The sequence below is a fragment of the Methylobacterium sp. 1A genome (assembly GCF_058072805.1).
Genome location: NZ_JBYQVE010000002.1, coordinates 2,381,252 through 2,398,634, shown reverse-complemented (window position 1 = coordinate 2,398,634; position 17,383 = coordinate 2,381,252). Strand labels below are relative to the sequence as shown.

The 17,383-nt window shown below is 71.2% G+C and carries 17 protein-coding genes; 13 read left to right on the top strand and 4 right to left on the bottom strand.

The window, feature by feature from the left end:
- Window positions 1-63 precede the first annotated feature (63 nt).
- The 13 genes from ACX9MN_RS31340 (at window position 64) to ACX9MN_RS31280 (ending at window position 13,135) form a co-directional block, all read left to right on the top strand.
- Complete coding sequence (locus ACX9MN_RS31340) at window positions 64-1,353, top strand: cystathionine gamma-synthase family protein (RefSeq protein ID WP_489726313.1); 1,290 nt, start codon at window positions 64-66, stop codon at window positions 1,351-1,353.
- Between the two features lie 237 nt (window positions 1,354-1,590).
- Window positions 1,591-2,883: a YjgN family protein gene (locus tag ACX9MN_RS31335; RefSeq protein ID WP_489726312.1), complete on the top strand. Its 1,293-nt coding sequence runs from the start codon at window positions 1,591-1,593 to the stop codon at window positions 2,881-2,883.
- A gap of 3 nt (window positions 2,884-2,886) precedes the next feature.
- Entirely contained in the window at window positions 2,887-4,023 is a 1,137-nt protein-coding gene (locus tag ACX9MN_RS31330; RefSeq protein WP_489726311.1) for a M48 family metallopeptidase, read from the top strand.
- A 175-nt stretch (window positions 4,024-4,198) separates the two neighbouring features.
- The gene (locus ACX9MN_RS31325; protein WP_042673375.1) at window positions 4,199-4,570 is read left to right on the top strand and encodes a DUF971 domain-containing protein; all 372 of its coding nucleotides are present in this window, start codon (window positions 4,199-4,201) and stop codon (window positions 4,568-4,570) included.
- Between the two features lie 64 nt (window positions 4,571-4,634).
- Window positions 4,635-6,386, top strand: coding sequence for a fumarate reductase/succinate dehydrogenase flavoprotein subunit (locus ACX9MN_RS31320; RefSeq protein ID WP_020095795.1), 1,752 nt, complete (start codon window positions 4,635-4,637; stop codon window positions 6,384-6,386).
- A 26-nt stretch (window positions 6,387-6,412) separates the two neighbouring features.
- The gene (locus tag ACX9MN_RS31315; RefSeq protein WP_020095796.1) at window positions 6,413-6,646 is read left to right on the top strand and encodes a 4Fe-4S dicluster domain-containing protein; all 234 of its coding nucleotides are present in this window, start codon (window positions 6,413-6,415) and stop codon (window positions 6,644-6,646) included.
- Between the two features lie 8 nt (window positions 6,647-6,654).
- On the top strand, window positions 6,655-7,620 hold the full coding sequence (locus ACX9MN_RS31310) for a HEAT repeat domain-containing protein (RefSeq protein ID WP_489726310.1): 966 nt from the start codon (window positions 6,655-6,657) through the stop codon (window positions 7,618-7,620).
- Window positions 7,621-7,785: 165 nt separating this feature from the next.
- Window positions 7,786-8,562 (top strand): Crp/Fnr family transcriptional regulator, encoded by a 777-nt coding sequence (locus tag ACX9MN_RS31305; RefSeq protein WP_091682861.1) that lies wholly within the window; start codon window positions 7,786-7,788, stop codon window positions 8,560-8,562.
- Window positions 8,563-8,726: 164 nt separating this feature from the next.
- Window positions 8,727-10,151 (top strand): ABC transporter substrate-binding protein, encoded by a 1,425-nt coding sequence (locus ACX9MN_RS31300; RefSeq protein WP_489726309.1) that lies wholly within the window; start codon window positions 8,727-8,729, stop codon window positions 10,149-10,151.
- A gap of 6 nt (window positions 10,152-10,157) precedes the next feature.
- Window positions 10,158-11,048, top strand: a complete 891-nt coding sequence (locus ACX9MN_RS31295) for an ABC transporter permease (RefSeq protein ID WP_489726308.1) — start codon at window positions 10,158-10,160, stop codon at window positions 11,046-11,048.
- 72 nt (window positions 11,049-11,120) lie between these two features.
- Window positions 11,121-11,981, top strand: coding sequence for an ABC transporter ATP-binding protein (locus tag ACX9MN_RS31290; protein WP_489726307.1), 861 nt, complete (start codon window positions 11,121-11,123; stop codon window positions 11,979-11,981).
- A gap of 23 nt (window positions 11,982-12,004) precedes the next feature.
- A complete protein-coding gene (gene fdxA / locus ACX9MN_RS31285; RefSeq protein WP_091682855.1) occupies window positions 12,005-12,343 on the top strand; it encodes a ferredoxin FdxA in 339 nt (112 codons plus the stop codon).
- An 18-nt stretch (window positions 12,344-12,361) separates the two neighbouring features.
- Entirely contained in the window at window positions 12,362-13,135 is a 774-nt protein-coding gene (locus tag ACX9MN_RS31280; RefSeq protein ID WP_042670077.1) for a ferredoxin--NADP reductase, read from the top strand.
- A gap of 46 nt (window positions 13,136-13,181) precedes the next feature.
- On the opposite strand, the gene ACX9MN_RS31275 is transcribed toward ACX9MN_RS31280, so the two are convergent.
- From ACX9MN_RS31275 to ACX9MN_RS31260, 4 genes are all read right to left on the bottom strand, one after another.
- A complete protein-coding gene (locus ACX9MN_RS31275; protein ID WP_489726306.1) occupies window positions 13,182-15,221 on the bottom strand; it encodes a molybdopterin-containing oxidoreductase family protein in 2,040 nt (679 codons plus the stop codon).
- A gap of 226 nt (window positions 15,222-15,447) precedes the next feature.
- Window positions 15,448-16,140, bottom strand: a complete 693-nt coding sequence (locus tag ACX9MN_RS31270) for a GntR family transcriptional regulator (protein ID WP_489726305.1) — start codon at window positions 16,138-16,140, stop codon at window positions 15,448-15,450.
- 85 nt (window positions 16,141-16,225) lie between these two features.
- The gene (locus tag ACX9MN_RS31265; protein WP_020093167.1) at window positions 16,226-16,990 is read right to left on the bottom strand and encodes a carboxymuconolactone decarboxylase family protein; all 765 of its coding nucleotides are present in this window, start codon (window positions 16,988-16,990) and stop codon (window positions 16,226-16,228) included.
- Window positions 16,987-17,376, bottom strand: a complete 390-nt coding sequence (locus ACX9MN_RS31260) for a cupin domain-containing protein (RefSeq protein ID WP_020093166.1) — start codon at window positions 17,374-17,376, stop codon at window positions 16,987-16,989. Before ACX9MN_RS31260 ends, ACX9MN_RS31265 begins: the two co-directional genes overlap by 4 nt.
- Between the last annotated feature and the right edge of the window lie 7 nt (window positions 17,377-17,383).

Genomic DNA, 17,383 nt, shown 5'->3' with positions numbered 1-17,383 from the left:
CGGAGTCAGAGCGCAACCGGGCTGCCCAGCCCCGGGCTGGGGGCCTGTCGGAGCGAGGCCAGCATGTCCGACGACCGCTACCACCGGAAGGCGCTCGGCGACCGCCCGCTCCGTCCCGAGACGCTGATGCTCGGCTACGGCTACGACCCGGCCCTGTCCGAGGGCGCGGTGAAGCCGCCGGTCTTCCTGACATCGACCTTCGTGTTCACCTCGGCCGAGCACGGCAAAGCCTTCTTCGACTACGTCTCGGGACGGCGCGAACCGCCGGTCGGCGAGGCGGCGGGGCTGGTCTACTCGCGCTTCAATCACCCGAACAGCGAGATCGTCGAGGACCGGCTGGCCGTCTTCGAGGAGGCCGAGGCCGCGCTGGTCTTCTCCTCCGGCATGTCGGCGATCGCCACCACGATCCTGGCCTTCGCGCGGCCCGGCGACGCGATCCTGCACTCGCAACCCCTGTACGGCGGCACCGAGACCCTGATCGCCAAGACCCTGGCCGGGTTCGGCATCGCGCCGTTCGGGTTCTCCGACGGCACCGATCCGGCGAGCGTGCGCGCCGCGGCCGACCGCGCGGCGGGCGCGGGACGCGTCAGCGTCGTCATGGTCGAGACCCCCTCGAACCCGCTCAACACCCTCGTCGACCTGGGCCTCGTCCGGGCGGTCGCCGGGGAGATCGGCGCCCGGCAGGGCGGCGAGGCGCCGGTCGTCGTCTGCGACAACACCCTACTCGGGCCCCTCTTCCAGCACCCGCTGCGCGAAGGCGCCGACATCTCGGTCTACTCCCTGACGAAGTATGTCGGCGGCCACTCGGACCTGATCGCCGGCGCCGCCCTCGGCTCGGCGGCGCGGATGAAGCCGGTACGGCTTCTGCGCTCGGCGATCGGGACCGGTCTCGACCCGCATTCCTGCTGGATGCTCGGGCGCTCGCTCGAGACCCTGTCGCTGCGGATGAGCGCCGCCAACCGCAACGGCGAGATCGTCGGCCGGATGCTGGCGGCGCACCCGAAGGTGGCGCGGCTCCACCATCTCGCGCATCTCGAGCCGGGATCGCGGCAGGCGCAGGTCTACGCCAAGCAGTGCGCGGCGCCCGGCTCGACGTTCTCGTTCGACATCGTCGGCGGCGAGGCCGAGGCGTTCCGGGTTCTCAACGGCCTCCAGCTGTTCAAGCTCGCCGTCAGCCTGGGCGGAACCGAGTCGCTCGCCAGCCACCCGGCCTCCACGACCCATTCCGGCGTGCCGAAGGCGGTGCGCAACCGGCTCGGGATCACGGACGCGACCATCCGGGTGTCGATCGGGATCGAGCACCCGGACGATCTGGTCGCCGACCTCGCGGCCGCTCTGTCCGTCCTGGGCTAGGGACGCGCCCAACGGCGGCCGGGCGCGGTGCGCACGCCGCCGAGGCAGCTCGGTCGCATCGCCCGGCAACGCGTGTCCGGCAACCGGAGACCGCGCGTTAACGACGCCCCGCATTTCGAACAGTCGCTGCACGACATTGCGGGGACGGGACAGAATTGCGGCCGCGCGGAACTGGTCAGCGCAGGCCTTCCTTCCTAGTGTCTGGCCGCGAAACGCGACGGGACGATCGACGGACCCATGAATTTGGCAACCGGCACCCAGTTCGACACGCGGAGCGGCGCTCCGGGCACGCGCGTGGCCGCCGTAACCTTCGACTCGCGGGTGAAAGGTCTCACCTGGCTGGCGCTGAAGGGCTTTCTGCTCTCGATCGTGACCTTCGGCATCTACAGATTCTGGTACGTCACCAATTTGCGCCGCTTCTTCTGGGAGCGCACCGCGCTCGACGGCTCGCCCGCCGAGTATACCGGCACGGGCAAGGAACTGTTCCTCGGCTTCCTCGTCGCGCTCGCGATCCTCGTGCCGATCTACGTCGCGCTGTTCGCGCTCTCGCTCGTCGCGCCCGCGCTCGCCCCGTTCTCGGTGGTGATCTCCTTCGTGTTCCTGTTCCTGCTGGGACAATTCGCGATCTACCGCGGGCGCCGCTACCGCGCGATGCGGACGCTCTGGCGCGGCATCCGCCTCGGGCAGGACGGCTCGGGCCTCGCCTACGCGGCCCGCGCGGGCGGCTGGTGGCTGCTCACGCTCGTCACCTTCGGCCTGGCCTTCCCGTTCATGCGGGCGAGCCTGGAACGCTACCGCATCGACCACACCCTGGTCGGGACCAGCCGGATGCACTCGACGGCGCGGGGACGCAGCGTGCTCGGTCCCTGGCTCCTGCTGTACGGGGTCGGGCTGGGGCCGCTGATCGGGCTCGGGATCGCCCTCCTGGTCGCGGCGGATTTCTCGCTGCCCACGGACCTCCTGGTACCGAAGCCCGGCGGCAAGGCCGGCCAGACGATCCTCAACCCCGCCTACGCGGCCTCGAAGATCGGCATTCTCCTCCAGGCGATGGGCTTCGTGGCCGCCATCTGCGTGCCCGCGGCGCTGCTCCTGCTCCCGTACTACCGCGCCCGCGAGACGCGGGCGTTCATGGGCGCCGCCAGCCTCGGTCACGCCCGCCTCGCCTCGAGCCTGAAGGCGCGGCAGTTCTACTGGCCGTACATCGTCTACATGCTGTCGCTCCTGGGCTTCCTCGTCGTGCTGGGCCTCGTCGCGGCTCTGCTGATCTTCGCCGCACGGGCGGCGGGCGATCTCAGCATGCTCCACTGGCTCGTCGTCCTCATCTACCTGGTCGGCGCGCCGCTGTTCGCGGTGCTCTACGTGCGCGTGGTGCAGGCCCGCCTGTGGGCGGCGGTCGCGACGAGCACGAGCGTGACGGATCCCGAAGCCCTGGATGCCGTCCTCGCCTCGTCCCGCGGTGCCGGCAGCGGTCTGCAGGAGGGCCTCGCCGACGCGCTCGACGTCGGAGGCGCGCTCCAGATCGGCTTCTGACGCTTGACCCGCGCTTCCCAGGCGGTCGACGCGACGCCGATCGAGGTCGAGGGCCGCTACTTCGACGGCGTCAGCGCGCGGGCACATCCCGTCGCGCTGCGCCTCGACGACCGCTTCCGCGTCTCCGGGCCCGGAGTCGCCCAGGACTGGAACCTGCTCGACCTGCGCGCCGCCGTGTCCGTGCCGCCGCTGATGCGGATCGGTCCGGCCGGCGAGCCGGTCCGCGTGGAGTTCTCGGACGCGACGCTCGCCGCCGCGCTCGCGGCGCGCTGCCCGGACCTCCATCGCCGGGAGCGCTCGGGCGGCACGGTGCGGCTCGTGCTCTGGTCTCTCGCGGCCGGTCTCTCGGTCCTGCTCGTGGCGGTCTTCGGCGTCCCGCAGATCGCCGGGCTGCTGGCCCCGCTGGTGCCGGACGCGGCCGAGTCGCGGCTCGGGGCGGTAGCGGAACCGCAGGTCCTGCGCTTCCTCGGCGACCCGCCGGCCTGCGCGGAGCCGGCCGGCCGCGCGGCGCTCGACACGCTGGTGGCCCGCCTCGTCGCGGCCGGTCGGGCCGAGGGCTCGCTGCCACCCGAGGTGGCCGTGAGCGTGCGGCGGCACGGCACGGCCAACGCCTTCGCCCTGCCGGGCGCCCGCGTGATCGTGCTCTCGAGCCTCATCGCGCGGGCGCGCTCGGCCGACGAGGCCGCGGCGGTCCTGGCGCACGAGTTCGGCCACGTCCGCCGACGCGATCCGACCCGCTCCCTCATCCGGGCGTCGGGCACCTCGTTCCTGTTGAGCCTCGTCCTGGGGGACCTGACCGGCTCGACCATCATCATCGCGCTGGGCGACGCGGTGCTCTCGGCCGGCTACAGCCGCGACGCCGAGCGGGCGGCGGACGCCTACGCGGTCGACCTCATGACCCGCGCGGGCGGCAACGGCGCGGCGCTCGCCGACATCCTCGAGCGCATCGCCAAGGACAAGCACGACGGGAAGAGCGACGTGCTGGACCTGCTGCGCAGCCATCCCTTCACGCGCGAGCGCGCCGCCGCGATCCGCGCCCAGGCGGGCTCTGGGGCGGCCGATCGCCAGATCCTGTCCGGCGCCGCCTGGACGGCACTCAGGGGCATCTGCGGGCCCGAGACGAAGACGACCGAGCCGTAGGTCCGGATCACCGGGCGGTCGCTGTCCGCGGGCAGCCGCGGCGGACGGCCCGGCTCCGGTCTCCGAGCCGGTCGGTGTCGCCGCGGCCGGCGGCCTGACTGAGATTCTGAGCAACTAATTGCTGTCGGATCGCCCGCCCCTCGGCTTCTGTGACGCCGGCACAGAGGAGGAGCGGATGGCACACCACGCGACCGGGGTTCCGAACCCGCCCCCCTTCGATCCCGAGGCGATCCCGGAGGCCGCCACCCTCGCGCGCGGCGGGACCGGCCTCCGGTTGCAATGGCGCGACGGGCTGACCGCGACGCTGTCGGCGGAGCGGCTGCGGCTGCGCTGCCGCTGCGCGTGGTGCACCCGTGACCGGGTCGAGCGACGCTTTCCTCAGGCCGCCGCCGACATCGCCGTCGCGCGGGTCGAACCGATGGGCGGCTACGCCGTCCACATCGCGTTCTCCGACGGCCACGCCCGCGGGATCTTCCCCTGGTCCTACCTGCGCGCCCTCGTCGCCGAGGCCGTCGACGACCCGCCCGACGCCGCGCAGGCCGCCTGACCGCGCGATCCGATCCTCCGGCGATCCCACACGCCCCGCCCCTGACCTGACGCGAGATCCTGCCATGAACGCGTTCGAATCCGCGACGAAGACCGAGATTATCGAGACCGACATCCTGGTGATCGGCGGCGGCACCGGCGGCCCGATGGCCGCGATCAAGGCCAAGGAAGCCGATCCGAAGCTCCGGGTCGTCCTGATGGAGAAGGCCAACGTCAAGCGCTCGGGCGCGATCAGCATGGGCATGGACGGGCTGAACAACGCCGTCGTGCCGGGCTACGCCACCCCCGAGCAGTACGTGAAGGAGATCACCGTCGCCAACGACGGCATCGTCAATCAGAAGGCGGTGATGGCCTACGCGCAGGGGTCGTTCCCGATGATCCAGTACCTCGACAAGCTCGGGGTCAAATTCGAGAAGGACGGCTCGGGCGAGTACAACATGCGCAAGGTCCACCACATGGGGACCTACGTGCTGCCGATGCCGGAAGGGCACAACGTCAAGAAGGTCCTCTACCGGCAGCTCCGCCGCCTCCAGGTCGGCGTGACGAACCGGTACATGGCGACGCGCCTGCTGAAGGGCGCGGACGGGCGCATCGCCGGAGCGATCGGCGTCAACACCCGCACCTCCGAGTTCCTGGTGGTGAAGGCCAAGGCGGTGATCCTGGCCTGCGGGGCCGCCGGCCGCCTCGGCCTGCCGGCCTCCGGGTACCTGTTCGGGACCTACGAGAACGCGGCGAATTGCGGCGACGGCTACGCGATGGCCTACCACGCGGGCGCGCAGCTCGCGAACCTCGAGTGCTACCAGATCAACCCGCTGATCAAGGACTATAACGGCCCGTCCTGCGCCTACGTCACCGGCCCGTTCGGCGGATACACGGCCAACAATCGCGGCGAACGCTTCATCGAGTGCGATTACTGGTCCGGACAGATGATGCTCGAGTTCTGGCGCGAGCTGCAGGGCGGCAACGGCCCGGTCTTCCTCAAGATGGACCATCTGCGCGAGGAGACGATCTCCGAGATCGAGACGATCCTGCACTCGAACGAGCGCCCCTCCCGCGGACGTTTCCACGAGCGGCGCGGCACCAATTACCGCCAGCGTCCCGTGGAAATGCACATCTCCGAGATCGGCTTCTGCTCGGGCCACTCGGCCTCGGGCGTCTTCGTCGACGAGTTCGCGCGCACGACGGTCCCCGGCCTCTACGCGGTCGGCGACATGGCGAGCGTGCCGCACAACTACATGCTGGGCGCTTTCGTGAACGGCGGCATCGCCGGGGCCGACGCCGCCGCCTACTGCACGGCCAACGCCCTCGCCGACCATGACCCGGCGGACATCGCCGTCGAGCGCGAACGGGTCCTGGCGCCGACCCGGCGCGTCGACGGGCTCACCCCGCACGAGATGGAGTTCAAGACCCGCCGCTTGGTGAACGACTATCTCGAGCCGCCGAAGGTCACGGCGAAGATGGAGCTCGGCCAGCGCCGCTTCGCCGAGATCCGCGAGGACCTCGACCTGCTCTGCGCCCGCGACCCGCACGAGCTGCACCGGGCCCTCGAGATGCAGACGATCCTCGACTGCGCCGACATGGCGGCGGCGGCCTCGCTCTACCGCACCGAGAGCCGTTGGGGCTTCTACCACCTGCGCGTCGACTATCCCGAGACGAACGACGCCGAGTGGGCCTGCCACACGGTCCTGTTCAAGGACGGCCAGGGCCGGATGGCCCACGCGAAGCGCGCCGTCGACCCGTTCATCGTGCCGGTCGCCGCCGAGGAGATGGGCGCCTACCACCAGCTCCGCATCAAGACGCCGGCCGCCGCCGAGTAATCCCGCCCCGTACCGGAGATCGATCCATGCCGATCATCAATCAGGCCAGCAGCGCCGCGGTCGTCATCGACGACGCCAAGTGCATCGCCGAGAAGGGCTGCCGCGTCTGCGTCGACGTCTGCCCGCTCGACATCCTCGCGATCGATGAGACCCGGCAGAAGGCCTACATGAAGTACGACGAGTGCTGGTACTGCATGCCCTGCGAGGTCGACTGCCCGACGAACGCGGTCAAGGTCAATATTCCCTACCTGCTGCGCTGAGGCCGACCATGAGCCCCGTGTTCGATTCCTTCGACGACGATCTCGACGACGTGGCCGAGCGCTGCGCGAGTGCCGACGCCGGCGTCCGGCGCGTCGCGATGATGGAGCTCGCCGAGGCCGTCGGCCCCGCGGCGAAGGTCCTGCTCCTCAAGGGCCTCGGCGATCCGGACGCGGCCGTCCGCGCCGCGGCGGCCAAGGCGCTGGACGAGCACGACGGCGCGGACGTCGTCGAGGGCCTCGTGCGGTCCCTGGAGGACGACGACGAGGCCGTGCGCCGCACCGCCGCCGATACCCTGGCCGAGAAGAAGGAGCCGGCCTGCGGGCCGCTCCTGATCGAGCGCGCCGCGCACACCGACCCGTTCGTGCAGGCCTCCGCCCTGCGGGCCCTGCGCGAGCTCGTCCTGCCGGACGCCCTGTCGGCCGCGCTGAAGGCGCTCCAGAGCCCGTCCCCGGAGGTGCGCCGCGAAGGTCTCGGCGTCATCGGCTACCTCAAGGCCGAGGAGGCGCTGCCGGCGCTGATCGCCACCGCGGGCGATCCCGACCCGACGGTCCGGCGCGCCACGATGGCGGCGCTGGTCTTCCTGCGCCCCGCCGGTCCGGGCATCGGCACGCTGATCGCCGGCCTGTCCGACGAGCACTGGCAGGTTCGCGAGGAGGCGGCCGTCTCCTGCGCCAAGATCCGGCTGCCCGAGGCGACGGCGCCCCTGATCGCCGTGATGGACGATCCCGTCTGGCAGGTCCGCACCAAGGCGGCCAATGCCCTGGGCCGGATCGGGGCGCCGGCGGCCGTCGAGATCCTGGGACGGGCGCTGACCTCGGAGGTCAGCAACCTGCGCAAGGAGGCGGCCGCGGCCCTCGGCGAGATCGCCGACCCGCGGGGCCTCTCGGCCCTCGAGGCGGCCGCCAACGATCCCGATCCCGACGTGCGCAAGCTCATCCAGTGGGCGATCGGACGCTGTCAGGGACGCCCCTGATCGATCCGGCCGTCTCGGCCTCGTCGCGGCGCCGCATCCTCCGGGTGCGGCGCCGCTTCACGTCCGCTCGGCTCCGCGATATCCAGACGCTGCCGGTGCCGGCGGCCAGTTTAGAGCTGGTACAGGGTTTGCTGCGCCGCGGCAGGTAGGATGCTGGAGGCGGCAATGCAGACCACGGCGCCGATACGCCCGTCTCAGGCCCCGGCAGGGCTCCAGACCCAGGCGAGCGCCCTCCTGCTGTCCGAGGCCGCGCCCAAGGCCGGAACCGGGCAGCGCCCTCTCCTCGACGGGCTGACCGAGCGCGAGGTCGCCCTCGTGCTGGAGAAGGGCCGGCGCCGCGTGCTCTACCGCGGCGCGACCCTGTTCACCCAGGAGACGCCCAACGACGGGATCTGGATCGTCGAGAGCGGCCGCATCCGGGTCTTCTACGCCGCGCCGTCCGGTCGCGAGATCACGCTGGCCTACTGGTACCCCGGCAACTTCGTCGGCGGTCCCGACGTGTTCGGCGCCGGCCTCCACAAATGGTCGGGCATGGCGGCGAGCAATTCCAGCGTGCTGCACCTGCCGGCCAAGGCGCTCCGGCAGCTCGTGACGCAGATCCCGGCCCTCGCGATCGGGGTCATCGACGGCCTGACCTTCAAGGGCCGCTGCTACTCAACCCTGGCCCAGATGCTCGGGACCCGCTCGATCACCGAGCGCCTCGCCCACCTGCTCCTGCACCTGTGCGACCTCTACGGCGTCGCGGAGGAGGACGGGACGGTGATCGCGGCGACCTTCACGCACGCCGACCTCGCCCACATGGTCGGCGCCACACGGCAATGGGTGACGATCAGCCTGAAGCGGCTCTCGGAGCAGGGCGTCCTCGTCACGCGGCGCACGCAGATCGTCGTGCTGCGTCCCGACATCCTCGCGGCGATGCGCGGCGGCGAGGAATGCGCCTAAAACGCGAGCGTCCCGCACAAAACCGCAGCACATCCGGAGCCGCTCGACTTTTTTGCGCAACTAATCGACCCGCAGGCGTCCTCGGCATTTGATCGGACGCGCCGCAGCGCCCGATCATGCCGTCGATGTCTTCGCGACATCGGGCCGAAATGTTGGAGCGGGCGATGACTGGACGATTTCCCGGGCTCAGATCGGTCTCCGCTCTCGCGCTCCTCGCGCTGGCGGGCGCCGGGATCGGGGCACCGGCCCGCGCCGAGACCCTCACCGTCGGCATCGGCACGCAGGACACGACGACCAACACCGCGACGGTCGGCGTGGTGATCCGCCAGCTCAAGCTGCTGGAGAAGTACCTGCCCAAGACCGGCAAGTACGCCGGCACGACCATCCAGCTCGACTGGCAGAACTTCACGTCCGGGCCGCCGGTCACGAACGGCATGATGGCCGGGAAGCTGCAGTTCGGCGCGATGGGCGATTACCCGCTCGTCGTCAACGGCGCGACGTTCCAGAACAATCCCGAGAGCCAATCGCGGCTGATCGCGGTCGCCGCCTACAATCTCCACGGATCCGGCAACGGGATCGTGGTCAACAAGGCTTCCGAATACTTCTCCTTCGAGGATCTGAAAGGCAAGGTCGTCAGCGTGCCCTTCGGGTCGGCGGCCCACGGGATGGTCCTGAAGGCGCTGCAGGACAAGGGCTACCCGGCCACCTATTTCCGCCTGGTCAGCCAGAGCCCGGAGGTCGGCTCGACCAATCTCCAGGAGCGGAAGATCGACGCGCACGCGGATTTCGTCCCCTTCGCCGAGCTTCTGCCGTTCCGCGGCTTCGCGCGCAAAGTGTTCGATGGCGTCGAGACCAACCTCCCGACCTGGCACGGCGTGGTCGTGCGCTCCGACTTCGCCGACCGCTACCCCGAGATCGTCGAGGCCTACCTGAAGGCCGTCCTCGACGCCGACGCCTGGGTCAAGGCCGATCCGAAGCGCGCCGCCGAGCAGATCGCGGCCTGGACCGGCACCGACAAGGAGGTGGTCTACATCTTCCTCGGGCCCGGCGGGATCATGACCGTCGATCCCACGATCAAGCCGCAGCTGGTCGAGGCCGCCCGCGAGGACGTCAAGGTCCTGCAGCGGCTCGACCGGATCAAGACGTTCGACGTCGGTCCGTGGGTCGACGACGGGCCGCTGCGCAAGGTCTTCGCCGAGCGCGGCCTGGACTACGCGCAGCAGCGCGCGAGCACCGCCAATTACGAGGTGCGCGGCGAGGACACGTACTGCAAGAGGCCCGTCACCGAGCCGCGCAAGGCCGGCGAGATCTGGGTGAAGGACGGGGCGATCCAGCCCTACGCGAGCGCGGCCTGCACGCTCGGCGCGCTGAACGAGATGAAGTCCAAGGGGCAGGCCGTCGACGTCGCCTACGTCTTCGACACGGCCCGCGGCATCAAGCTGTTCGCCCGGGAGGCCTTCTACGTCGTCGACGGCAGGGGCGGCATCGCGCCGTTCCTGCTGAAGCAGGACGCCGAGGCCGCGGCGCGGGGCGGCGGCACGGTGATGCCCTACGACGAGGCCCTGAAGGCCGCTGTGACGGGAGGCTAGAACCGCATGGAAGCTGTCGCTCTCCGGCCCGCCGCCGAGTCGCGCCCGCCGCGGGCGGCGCCCCTCCCGCCGCCGGCCGCGTCCGCCAGCCCCGCGACCGGCCGCGTCCGCCGCTGGCTGCGGCTGCATCACGGCGCGTTCCGGGCCGCGCTGATCGGGCTCGCCTCCCTGATCCTGTTCGTCGCGCTCTGGCAGTATCTGACCGCGAACCGCGTGACCCTCTACGTGCGGTTCCTGAACATCCCGACGCCGATGGACGTCGTGGACCGCGCGGCGATCGCCCTGCGCAGCCCGAACTTCGGCGACCACGTGCTCATCTCCTGCCGCCGGATCCTCTTCGGTTTTCTCCTGGCCGGCGGCGTCGCCGTGCCGCTCGGGCTCCTCATGGGGCGCTACCGCCTCCTGCGGGAGATCGCCTTCCCGATCTGCGAGGTGCTGCGGCCGATCCCGGCGATCGCCTGGGTGCCGATGGCGATCATGCTCTGGCCGACCAACGAGGGCTCGATCGTCTTCATCACCTTCCTGGGCTCGTTCTTCCCGATCCTGATCAACACCCTCCAGGGCATGGTCCAGGTCGACCCGGTCCTGGTGCGGGCCGCACGCTGCCTCGGCGCCCGCGAGGCGGCGGTGTTCCGCGAAGTCTACCTGCCGGCCTCGCTGCCGCAGATCTTCACCGGGCTGACGGTCGGCATGGGCGTGGCCTGGGTCTCGCTGATCGCCGCCGAGATGATCTCCGGCCAGTTCGGCATCGGCTACTTCACCTGGGAAGCCTACTCGCTGGTCCAGTACCCGGACATCGCCCTCGGCATGATCACGATCGGGCTGCTCGGCCTCGGCTCCAGCTTCGCGATCCGTCTCGTGGGCCGCCTCGTCATGCCCTGGGCCGCGGCCCGCTAGGCCTCGGCCGGCCGCCCGGCGCGGCCCTCGCCGGACCGGTCCTCCACGCGCGTCACCAATCGGGAGCTTGCCATGGCCGAATCGAGCCGAGGCCTGATCGAGGTCAGCGACTTCTGCCTGCGCTACGAGACGATGGAGGGGTCCGTCGAGGCCGTCTCGAACGCCTCGCTCACCGTCCATCCCGGCGAGTTCGTGTCGATCATCGGGCCCTCGGGCTGCGGGAAGTCGACGCTGCTCAACGCGCTGGCCGGCTTCCTCAAGCCGTCGTCCGGGCGGGTCACCGTCGACGGCGAGGTGATCGCGGGACCGAGCGCGGATCGCGGCATGATCTTCCAGCAATACTCCCTGTTTCCCTGGAAGACGGTGCGCGAGAACGTCGAGTTCGGCCTGAAGATGAAGGGCGTCCGGCGCAGCGAGCGCGAGCGTCAGGCGCGGACGCTGCTCGGCCTCGCCGGCCTCACGGCGTTCGAGAACCACTATCCGGACCGATTGTCCGGCGGGATGAAGCAGCGTGTCGGCATCGTGCGCGCGCTCGCCACCGGCCCGCGCATCCTGCTGCTCGACGAGCCGTTCGGCGCCCTGGACGCGCAGACGCGGCTGATCATGCAGCAGATCCTCACCAACATGTGGCAGCGCCTGAAGATCTCGGTGCTGTTCGTGACCCACGACATCGACGAGGCGATCTTCCTCTCCGACCGCGTCTACGTGATGACCGCCCGCCCCGGGAGCATCAAGGCCGAAATCGTGGTGCCCCTGCCCCGCCCGCGCCAGCCGGCCCTGACCCTGTCGTCCGAGTTCCTGGGCCTGCGCCGGGGGCTGATGTCGCTGATCCGCGAGGAGAGCCTCCGCGCGATGGGCGGCGAGGTCAGCGCCGAGGCGATGAAGGGGCTGGCGATCGATCTCGAGGGCCAGGATCTCCCCGCGCTGCTCTGACCCCTGCGCCGAGGTGCGAAGTCATGACCTATGTCGTCACCGAGAACTGCATCCGCTGCAAGTACACCGACTGCGTCGAGGTCTGCCCGGTCGACTGCTTCTACGTCGGCGAGACCATGCTGGTGATCAAACCGGACGAGTGCATCGATTGCGGCGTCTGCGAGCCCGAATGCCCGGCCGATGCCATCAGGGCCGACACCGAACCGGAGATGGCGGCCTGGAAGACCTTCAACGCCAAGTACGCCGATCTCTGGCCCAACATCACCGAGAGGACCGAGCCGGCCGACGACGCCGCGGCGTGGGACGGCCGCGGCGGCAAGCTGCTCGACCTGTTCGGGACTGCCGACCCGGCGTCCGCTTGAGCGAGGACTGATCCGTCGATGAGCAAGTTCTACGAGGAGCGCGTTCTGTCGGTCCACCACTGGACCGACAACCTGTTCTCGTTCCGCACGACGCGGGATCCGGCGTTCCGGTTCCGCAACGGCGAGTTCACCATGATCGGCCTGGAGGTCGAGGGCCGGCCGCTGCTGCGCGCCTACTCGGTGGTCTCGGCCAACTACGAGGAGGAGCTGGAGTTCTTCTCGATCAAGGTCCAGGACGGCCCGCTGACCTCGAAGCTGCAGCACCTGAAGGTCGGCGACCCGATCATCGTCGGCAAGAAGCCCACCGGCACGCTGGTGCTCGACAACCTGCTGCCGGGCCGCAACCTGTACCTGCTGGGCACCGGCACCGGGCTGGCGCCGTTCCTGTCGATCATCAAGGATCCCGAGGCCTACGACCGGTTCGAGAAGGTCGTGCTGGTCCACGGCTGCCGGCAGGTGCAGGAACTCGCCTACGGCGAGACCATCACCGAGACGCTGCCGCGCCACGAGTTCCTGGGCGAGATGATCTCGAACCAGCTGGTCTACTACCCGACCGTGACCCGCGAGCCGTTCCGCAACCGCGGCCGGATCACCGACCTGATGGTCTCGGGCAAGCTGTTCGAGGATATCGGCCTGCCGCCGATGGCGATCGAGAACGACCGCTTCATGCTCTGCGGCAGCCCCGACATGATCCGCGACACCCGCGAGCTCCTGACGTCGCGCGGCTACGAGGAGGGCAACCACGGCGAGGCCGCCCACTACGTCATCGAGAAGGCCTTCGTCGAGAAATAGCGCACCCGCGCAGGCCGTTCGGCCTCAGCCCGGTGCGGTCCGGAATTCAGGCCGCGCGGACCCAGACCGCGGTGTCGTGGAAGGCGGCGCCGTCGTTGGGCGCGGCCGGCGCGGACCCGATCAGCGCGTTGATCCCGCTGCCCCCGCCGATGAAGGCCGTGCTCGGCCACAGGCTCTCGACCACGACGACGCCCGGCTGCTGCCCGTCGGCGAGCCGCGCGTGCAGCCGGACCCGGCCGCGGGCGTTGCCGACCTCGACGGCGTCCCCCGTGCCGATCCCGAGCCGGTCGCCGTCCGCGGGGTGGATCAGGCAGGTTGGCCGCCCCTCGCGGCGGAGCGACTCGGGCACGTTGGTGAAGGTCGCGTTGAGGAACTGGCGGGCCGGCGGGGCGATCATGCGGAACGGGTGCTCCGCGTCGGCGGGCTCGGCCTCCGGCCAGTGATCCGGCAGGGACGGCATCCCGGCCGCGCGCGGGCCCAGTGACGCCCAGTCGGGCGCGAAGCGGAAGCGCCCGTCGGGATGGCCGAACCCGTTCAGGAAGTGGCTCTCGGCAAAGTCCGGCTGCGCGTCGATCCAGCCCTCCGCCTCCAGCCTGTCGAGGCCGCCCCAGCCGGAGCGTGCCAGGGTCGCGTCGGCGAGGTCCCGGGCGCTCAGGCGGAAGCCCGCGTGGTCCGCGCCGAGCCGGGCGGCGAGCGCCGAGAGGAGCGCGTGATTCGACCGGCACGCGCCCGGCGGCTCCAGGATCGCGGGGCCGGCCTGGATGTGGCTGTGGCCGCCGGCCCCGTAGATGTCGTCGTGCTCCAGGAAGGTGGTGGCCGGCAGCACGAGGTCGGCGAGCGCGGCCGTCTCGGTCAGGAACTGCTCGTGCACGGCCACGAACACGTCCGGCCGCGCGAGCCCGGCGCGCACCCGAGCGCTGTCGGGCGCGGAGACCGCGGGATTGGCCGACTGGATCAGCATGGCGCGGACCGGGGGGCCGCCCTGCAGGGCGTCGGGATCGTCGGCGAGCACGGCGCCGATCCGGCTCATGTCGAGCTCGCGCACGCCCGGCGCCCGGGCGTCGAGACCCTCCGTCAGGGTCTTGTCCCAGTTGAAGATCGCGGCGTGCTGCCAGAGGGCGCCGCCGCCCGGGTGCTGCCACGCGCCGGTGACGGTCGGCAGGCAGGTCACCGCGTGCAGGTTCACCGCGCCGTTGCGGCTCCGGGTGAAGCCGAAACCGCAGCGGATGTAGCTGCGCGGCGTGTTGCCGTAGAGGGCCGCGAAGGCCTCGATCGCGGCGGGCTCCAGGCCGGTGATCGCCGCCGCCCATTCGGGCGTGCGCGACGCCAGATGCGCCTCCAGCGCGGCCGTATCCTGCGCGTGCGCGGCGAGATAGGCCCGGTCCGCGTGGCCGTCGCGGAACAGGACGTGGAGCACCGCGCAGGCCAGCGCCCCGTCGGTCCCGGGCCGGGGCGCGAGGTGGAGGTCGGCCGCCGCCGCGGTCCCGGTGCGGTACGGATCGATCACCACCAGCTTGGCGCCGCGCGTCTTGCGGGCGCGGCTGATGTGGGTCATCGCGTTGACCTGCGTGCTGACCGGGTTGCCGCCCCAGACCACGATCAGGTCGGCCAGCGCCATCTCGCGGGGATCCGGCCCGGCGATCCGGCCGACCCCGGCGCTCCAGCCCGCGATCGCCACCGCCGTGCAGATGGTGCGCTTGCGCCGCGAGTAGCCCATCACGTGGGTCAGCCGGTGGATGCCGTCGCGCTGGACGAGGCCCATGGTCCCGCCCGAGTTGTACGGCCAGACCGCCTCCGGCCCCCAACGGTCCGCCGTCTCGGAGAAGGCCGCGGCCAGCCGGTCGAGCGCCGCGTCCCAGGAGATCCGGCGCCACGCCCCGCCGCCCTTCGGCCCGACGCGCTCCATGGGGTGCAGGATCCGGTCCGGGTGGTGGACGCGCTCGCCGTAGCGGCTGACCTTCGCGCAGATCACCCCGGCCGTGTAGGGGTTGTCGCCGCCCCGGACCGAGACGACGCGCCCGTCCGCGACTTCCACGTCGAGGCTGCAGGCGGAGGGGCAATCGTGCGGGCAGACGGTCCGGACCAAGCGACGAACTCCCGTGGCGCCAGCATGGGGAAGCAAGGACCGTGCGGTTCTGGGCCTTCCGCCGGGGGACCGCAAGGCGTGTTGCCGCCGGTCGCTCGGCGCAGGGCGCCCGACATCACCGACAGAGCACCGATCCCCTGGACCGCATCGGCCACGGGCGTCGCCGCGGAGGCGACCTCGCCGCCCTCCCCCGCGCAGGGTCCGCGCGCGCCCGCGGACCGCGCGCTCAGCTCACCGCGTCGAGGGACGTCTGCGCGATGCGGAACGCGAGCTGCTTGAGGGCGACCGCGCACGCGTTGGTGACGTGGAGGCGGGCCAGCTGCTCGGCCTTCGCGGCGTCCCGGGCCCGGAAGGCCGCGACGAGGGCGTCGATCTCGGCGAGGCTGTGCGGCAGCCGCTCGGGATGCATCAGGGACGTCGCACGCAGCAGGTTGATCCGCGAGTAGAAGCCGCGAAGGGTCTCGCGGACCAGATCGTTCCCGCAATGGCTGAGCATCACGTCGTACAGGACGCCCTTGGCGCGCAGGACGCGGTCCGTGTCGCCGCTGCCGGCGGCCTCGCGCAGCTCACCGGCAGCGCGTCCGAACTCGGCGATCGCCGCGTCCGTGGCCTGGGTGGCGAATTCGTGCGCCGCGTAGCCTTCCAGCACGGCCCGCAGCGCGTAGAGCTGACGCGCCTCCTCCACCGAGATCGAGGCCACGACCGGGCCGCGATGCGGCACCGTGTGGACGAGCTTCTCGGCCTCGAGCCGGCGCAGGGCCTCGCGCACGGAGGCGCGGCTGACGCCGAGCCCCTCGCACAACTCGCGCTCGATCAGCCGCTCGCCGGGGGCGTAGACGCCGGACGTGATCGCCTCGCGGACGGCGTCCTCGACCTTTTGCCGGAGCGTGTCCGGCTGGATGGCCCTGATCTTGTTCATCGCTGGGGATTCGGGGATCGCTGGCGAGCCGAAGCGGTGGCATGGCGCAGCCTCGGGTGGCAAGGCGTGCCCCGGCGCGCGTCGGTCAGCCCCGGCCCCGCGCGGCCAATTCGTCGCGCAGGATCGGCGCGGCCAGTTCCGCGCCGTGCATGCCGATCAGGCTGACGATCTCGAGGACTTCCATCAGCTCCTCCTTGGTCGCCCCGTAACCGAGGGCGTTCTTCATGTGCATCTTCAGGCCCGGCACGTAGAGGTGCGTCGCCGCCGCGTCGAAGGCGCAGTAGACGAACTCCTTCATCTTCGGCGTGAGCACGCCGTGGCGCCAGGGCCAGGCCGAGAAGTCGAGGTAGCCCTCGAACAGGTCGGGATCGAGTTCGAGGAGACCGTCCCAGAACGCGTGCCAGTAGCCCCGGTCGCGGGTGAAATCGGATTTCAGCTGCTCCTGCCGCGGCGTCAGCGGCGCGGGGCCGCTCCGCTGACCGGCCTCCTCCAGCACCTCCAGCAGCAGCGGCACGCCGATGTTGCAGGCGTGGATGCCGAGGGTCGCCGTGAGCGCGAGCACCTCCGTGATCTCCTCGGCCGTCGCGCCCGCATCGAGGGCGTTGCGGATCTGGCGGCGCGTCCCGGGCGCGTAGAGGTGGGTCGCGGCCGTCGCGGCCGAGAGCGCGATCAGGGCGCGGTCCTTGGCGCCGAGATGGTTCTTGCGCACGGGGACCATCGCCAGCCGGGCCCAGGCGTCGAGGAAGCCCGGGGCCAGCTCGGCGAGGGCCGCCTGCTCCGCGTCCCAGTAACCGAGCTCGCCCTGCACGGTGTGCCGGAGGCTCTCCGGGCTCGGCGCGGGCCCGGTCATGCCGTGGCTCCGGCGTAGTCGGCCTCGACCACCTCGTCCTGCCAGTCGGTCTTGCCGAGCGAGATCGCCGTGTGGAGCAGGTAGCTGTCGGCGGCCGCGCCGTGCCAGTGCCGCTCGTCCGCGGGGATCCAGACGGTGTCGCCCGCCCGGATCGGCTGCGCCTGCTGGCCCGCGACGCAGATCCAGCCCTTGCCGGCGGTGACCTGCAGGATCTGGCCCTGCGCGTGCGCGTGCCAGAAGGTCCGCGCGCCGGGCGTGAAGAAGACGTTGTTGATCATCACGCCGCCCGTCGACGGCATCACCGGGTCGGCCCAGACCTGCCCGGTGAAGGTCGGCCCGCGGCTCTCGGACTTCGCGCTGTTCTCGCGGCCGTGGAAGATCTGCATCGTATCC

Excerpts from the sequence above, each read along its gene's own strand:
- ACX9MN_RS31300 (WP_489726309.1), top strand. The coding sequence starts at position 8,727 with ATGACTGGACGATTTCCCGGGCTCAGATCGGTCTCCGCTCTCGCGCTC.
- ACX9MN_RS31270 (WP_489726305.1), bottom strand. The coding sequence starts at position 16,140 with ATGAACAAGATCAGGGCCATCCAGCCGGACACGCTCCGGCAAAAGGTC.
- ACX9MN_RS31280 (WP_042670077.1), top strand. The coding sequence starts at position 12,362 with ATGAGCAAGTTCTACGAGGAGCGCGTTCTGTCGGTCCACCACTGGACC.
- ACX9MN_RS31265 (WP_020093167.1), bottom strand. The coding sequence starts at position 16,990 with ATGACCGGGCCCGCGCCGAGCCCGGAGAGCCTCCGGCACACCGTGCAG.
- ACX9MN_RS31310 (WP_489726310.1), top strand. The coding sequence starts at position 6,655 with ATGAGCCCCGTGTTCGATTCCTTCGACGACGATCTCGACGACGTGGCC.
- ACX9MN_RS31320 (WP_020095795.1), top strand. The coding sequence starts at position 4,635 with ATGAACGCGTTCGAATCCGCGACGAAGACCGAGATTATCGAGACCGAC.
- ACX9MN_RS31260 (WP_020093166.1), bottom strand. The coding sequence starts at position 17,376 with ATGCAGATCTTCCACGGCCGCGAGAACAGCGCGAAGTCCGAGAGCCGC.
- ACX9MN_RS31290 (WP_489726307.1), top strand. The coding sequence starts at position 11,121 with ATGGCCGAATCGAGCCGAGGCCTGATCGAGGTCAGCGACTTCTGCCTG.
- fdxA (WP_091682855.1), top strand. The coding sequence starts at position 12,005 with ATGACCTATGTCGTCACCGAGAACTGCATCCGCTGCAAGTACACCGAC.
- ACX9MN_RS31325 (WP_042673375.1), top strand. The coding sequence starts at position 4,199 with ATGGCACACCACGCGACCGGGGTTCCGAACCCGCCCCCCTTCGATCCC.
- ACX9MN_RS31335 (WP_489726312.1), top strand. The coding sequence starts at position 1,591 with ATGAATTTGGCAACCGGCACCCAGTTCGACACGCGGAGCGGCGCTCCG.
- ACX9MN_RS31340 (WP_489726313.1), top strand. The coding sequence starts at position 64 with ATGTCCGACGACCGCTACCACCGGAAGGCGCTCGGCGACCGCCCGCTC.
- ACX9MN_RS31315 (WP_020095796.1), top strand. The coding sequence starts at position 6,413 with ATGCCGATCATCAATCAGGCCAGCAGCGCCGCGGTCGTCATCGACGAC.
- ACX9MN_RS31295 (WP_489726308.1), top strand. The coding sequence starts at position 10,158 with ATGGAAGCTGTCGCTCTCCGGCCCGCCGCCGAGTCGCGCCCGCCGCGG.
- ACX9MN_RS31305 (WP_091682861.1), top strand. The coding sequence starts at position 7,786 with ATGCAGACCACGGCGCCGATACGCCCGTCTCAGGCCCCGGCAGGGCTC.